General features: G+C 71.8%; 4 protein-coding genes. 2 read left to right on the top strand and 2 right to left on the bottom strand.

The annotated features are described in order from the left end of the window. Positions 1-150 precede the first annotated feature (150 nt). Together CCN39_RS45730 and CCN39_RS45725 are read left to right on the top strand one after the other, a co-directional pair. Complete coding sequence (locus tag CCN39_RS45730; protein WP_086853209.1) at positions 151-993, top strand: crotonase/enoyl-CoA hydratase family protein; 843 nt, start codon at positions 151-153, stop codon at positions 991-993. 11 nt (positions 994-1,004) lie between these two features. Beyond that, a complete protein-coding gene (locus CCN39_RS45725) occupies positions 1,005-2,699 on the top strand; it encodes an AMP-binding protein (RefSeq protein ID WP_086853207.1) in 1,695 nt (564 codons plus the stop codon). A 3-nt stretch (positions 2,700-2,702) separates the two neighbouring features. Here the strand turns inward: CCN39_RS45725 and CCN39_RS45720 are convergent, their stop codons facing one another. After that, positions 2,703-3,098, bottom strand: a complete 396-nt coding sequence (locus CCN39_RS45720) for a hypothetical protein (RefSeq protein WP_086853205.1) — start codon at positions 3,096-3,098, stop codon at positions 2,703-2,705. 31 nt (positions 3,099-3,129) lie between these two features. Further along, on the bottom strand, positions 3,130-3,633 hold the full coding sequence (locus tag CCN39_RS45715) for a hypothetical protein (protein WP_086853204.1): 504 nt from the start codon (positions 3,631-3,633) through the stop codon (positions 3,130-3,132). Between the last annotated feature and the right edge of the window lie 330 nt (positions 3,634-3,963).

Raw genomic sequence — 3,963 nt, 5'->3', positions numbered from 1 at the left:
GCTGGCCGGGCTCATGTCCCACCGTCCTCCCCGGTCGGGTGCGAGTCTCTTTCAGGAAAGCATCCCCCGACCAGCTTGGCACGGTGACCGGGCGGTCAATTGACAAGGTGCCAATGGCGGGCGTCCGCGGGCATGGGTCAAGATGACCCCATGACCGCTACTGCTGACAGTCTGCCCGACCTCGTGTCCCTCAAGGTCGACGTGGACGGCCCTGTGGCCGAAGTGACGCTCCTCGGCCCGTCCAAGGGCAACGCGATGGGCCCGGACTTCTGGCGCGAGCTGCCCCTGGTGTTCCGCGCGCTGGACGCCGACCCGCAGGTCAGGGCCGTGGTGCTGACCGGCAGCGGCAAGCACTTCTCCTACGGCCTCGACCTGCCCGCGATGATGGGCGACTGGGCACCGATGCTGGGCGGCGACAGCCTGGCCGGCCCGCGGACGGCGTTCCTCGACCAGGTCCGGTCGCTGCAGGCGGCGGTCAGCTCGATCGCGGACTGCCGCAAACCGGTCGTCGCGGCCGTTTCGGGCTGGTGCATCGGCGGCGGGGTCGACGTCGTCGCGGCCGCCGACGTCCGCCTGGCCAGCGCCGACGCCAAGTTCAGCGTCCGCGAGGTGCGCGTCGCCATCGTCGCCGACCTCGGCAGCCTCCAGCGGCTCGCCTCGATCATCGGCGAGGGGCACCTGCGCGAGCTCGCCCTCACCGGCAAGGACGTCGACGCCGCCCGAGCCGAGAAGATCGGCCTGGTCAACGACGTCTACGAGAGCCAGGACGCGCTGCTGAAGGCCGCGCGCGAACTCGCCGGCGAGATCGCTGCGAACCCGCCGCTGGTGGTGCAGGGTACGAAGCAGGTACTGGCGGCGAACACCGAGCGCCAGGTCGCCGACGGCCTCCGGTACGTCGCGGCGTGGAACTCGGCGTTCCTGCCCAGCAAGGACCTCGGCGAAGCGGTCCAGGCCTTCATGGAGCGCCGCCCGCCGGAGTTCAAGGGCGAGTAGAGGAGACCAGGGTGAGCGTCCACCACGCGTTCCGCGTCGCACGGGACTACCTGCAGGCCCACCGCGAGGACTACGACACGGCGTACCGCGACTTCGCCTGGCCGGAGTTCGACGAGTTCAACTGGGCGATCGACTGGTTCGACGTCGTCGCGCACGACCCGGACAACGCGGAGCGGTACGCGCTGTGGATCGTCGAGGAGGACGGCCGCGAGAACCGCTGGACCTACCCGGAGATGTCCGGCCGGTCCAACCAGGTGGCGAACTGGCTGCGCTCGCTCGGCGTCCGCCGCGGCGACCGGCTGATCCTCATGCTGGGCAACCAGGGCGAGCTGTGGGAGACGATCCTCGCCGCGATCAAGCTCGGCGCGGTGATCATCCCGGCGTCCACGCTGCTCGGACCGGCCGACCTGACCGACCGCGTCGAGCGCGGCGCGGCCAAGCACGTCGTCGTCCGCTCGGTGGACGCGCCGAAGTTCGACGGCGTCGGGGGCGGCTACACCCGGATCGCGGTGGGGGAGCCGGTCGAGGGCTGGCACACGTACTCGGCCGCGTTCGCCGAGTCGCCGGAGTACACCCCGGACGGCCCGACGAAGGCCGCCGACCCGCTGCTGCTGTACTTCACCTCCGGCACGACCGCGAAGCCGAAGCTGGTGCAGCACACGCACGTCTCGTACCCGGTGGGCCACCTGTCCACCATGTACTGGATCGGCCTGGAGCCCGGGGACGTCCACCTCAACATCTCCTCGCCCGGCTGGGCGAAGCACGCGTGGAGCAACTTCTTCGCGCCGTGGAACGCCGAGGCGACGGTGTTCCTCTACAACTACAGCCGGTTCGACGCGGGTGCGCTGATGGCGCAGATGGACCGGTGCGGGGTGACCAGCTTCTGCGCGCCGCCGACGGTGTGGCGGATGCTCATCCAGGCCGACCTGACGGCCCTGAAGACGCCGCCACGCAAGGTGGTGGGCGCCGGGGAGCCGCTCAACCCGGAGGTGATCGACCAGGTCGAGAAGGCCTGGGGCGTCACCATCCGCGACGGCTTCGGCCAGACCGAAAGCAGCGTCCAGATCGCGAACACGCCGGGCCAGGACGTCGTGCCAGGCTCGATGGGCCGCCCGCTGCCCGGCTTCGTGGTGGCGCTGGTCGACCCGGTCAGCGGCGAGCGTGCGTCCGAGGGCGAGATCTGCCTGGACCTCGCGCACCGGCCGGTGGGCCTGATGACCGGGTACGCGGACGACGACGAGCGCACTTCGGCGGCCTTCGCCGGCGGCTTCTACCACACGGGCGATGTCGGTTCGATCGACGAGCGCGGCTACATCACCTACGTCGGGCGCACCGACGACGTGTTCAAGGCGTCGGACTACCGGATCTCGCCGTTCGAGCTGGAGAGCGTCCTGATCGAGCACGAGGCGGTGGCCGAGGCGGCGGTCGTCCCGGCCCCCGACCCGATCCGGCTGGCGGTGCCCAAGGCGTACGTCGTGCTGGCTTCGGGCTTCGAACCGGACGCCGCGACCGCGCGGTCGATCCTGGCGTACTGCCGCGAGCACCTGGCGCCGTACAAGCGGATCCGGCGGCTCGAGTTCGCGGAGCTGCCGAAGACGATCTCGGGCAAGATCCGCCGGGTCGAGCTGCGGGGCCGCGAGAGCGACCCCGCGCGGGGCACGGGGACCGAGTACCGCGAGGAGGACTTCCCGGACCTCAAGTCCTGAGACTCAGCTGCGGGTGCCCTCGACCTGGCGGCCGTCCTCGGTCGAGCACGCCGTCACCGGGTCGTTCGCGCCGCTGCCGCACGTCCACTCGTCGAGGACGATCGGGCCCGGGCCGTCGGCGTCGTTCGCCTCGGCCGGGGTCAGCTTCGCGAAGTAGTTCTCGAGCAGCTTCGTCGCCGCGGCGCAGTCGACCTTGCCGTGCGCGACGACGGCCGTCTTCGCGCCGCCCGTGCCGCTGACGTCGCCGCAGGGCACGCCGGGGGCCGTCGACCCGGCCGCGGCGGCCGCGGCGGGGACGGGTGCCTCGGAAGAGGGCGCGGCGGGCGCCGGGTCGCTGCCGCAGCCGGCCAGCGCGGCGGCCGCGGCGACGAGCAGCAGGGGGTAGGCGAGTGTCTTCATGGACCCTTCAGGAGCGCGAGGAGGAACGGGGTCATTCGGACGGCACGACGGCGGCGAAGACCGTCTGCTCGCCCTTGGTGCAGGTGGTGCCGCCCTGGGCGGCGGGCGGCCCGGAGGTGCACAGCCAGCCGTCGACGGTCTCGTTCACCGCGTCGTTCGAGCCGGCGCCCTGGCGGCCGGTGATCTTGCGGTGGAAGTCGCCGACCAGCTTCGTCGCGGCGACGCAGCTGACCCCGGCGGCACCGCTGTCGAAGACGTAGAGCGTCAGCCCGCTGGCGGCGGCGACGGTCCCGCACGACCCGGGCACCGACGGCGGCGGCCCGGACGGCCTGGTCACCGGGGCCGGCGCGGACTCGCTGCCGGTGGCGCCGGGCGGAGGCGGCGGGGTGCCGGCCGACGTCGTCGCGGACGGTGCCGTCGAGGCGGGCGGCGGAGCCGGGGGAGCCTGCGCGGCGGGGTCCCCGGAGCAGGCGGCGAGGACGGGCAGGGCGAGGCAGGCCACGAGCCACGTCCTCGTGGTGGTCGGGTGGGGCACCGCGATCCTTCCTCCCCGGTCGGTCCCCGTGGAGCCACGGGTGTGCCGGAGATTACAACAGCGGGCAGGCGGCCCGGTCCGGAGGCCGCCCAAAAGATGTCCACAATGGACGATTAACATTCCGTTCACGCTCCGAAACCTCCCGCTGTCATCAAGAATCGATCGGTCTAATTCGGGCCGAAACGGTTAACGATCCGGCCTCGAGGGCCGAAGATCTTGGTGGAGGCCGACGAGCTTCCCCGTCCCGAATCCCCGTCCCGAATCCGTGAGAGCGATGAACGCCGACGCTGTGAGCACCGAAGACCCGACCAGTCCGCCGCACCAGACCAC

The organism is Amycolatopsis kentuckyensis, assembly GCF_002155975.1.
In the GTDB taxonomy this organism is placed as follows: domain Bacteria; phylum Actinomycetota; class Actinomycetes; order Mycobacteriales; family Pseudonocardiaceae; genus Amycolatopsis; species Amycolatopsis kentuckyensis.
The sequence above is the reverse complement of the archived record's forward strand: the minus strand, read 5'-3'. Positions and strand labels throughout refer to the sequence as shown.

Bases quoted from the DNA above. Each gene is read 5' to 3' on its own strand.
- CCN39_RS45730 (WP_086853209.1), top strand. From the start codon at position 151: ATGACCGCTACTGCTGACAGTCTGCCCGACCTCGTGTCCCTCAAGGTC.
- CCN39_RS45720 (WP_086853205.1), bottom strand. From the start codon at position 3,098: ATGAAGACACTCGCCTACCCCCTGCTGCTCGTCGCCGCGGCCGCCGCG.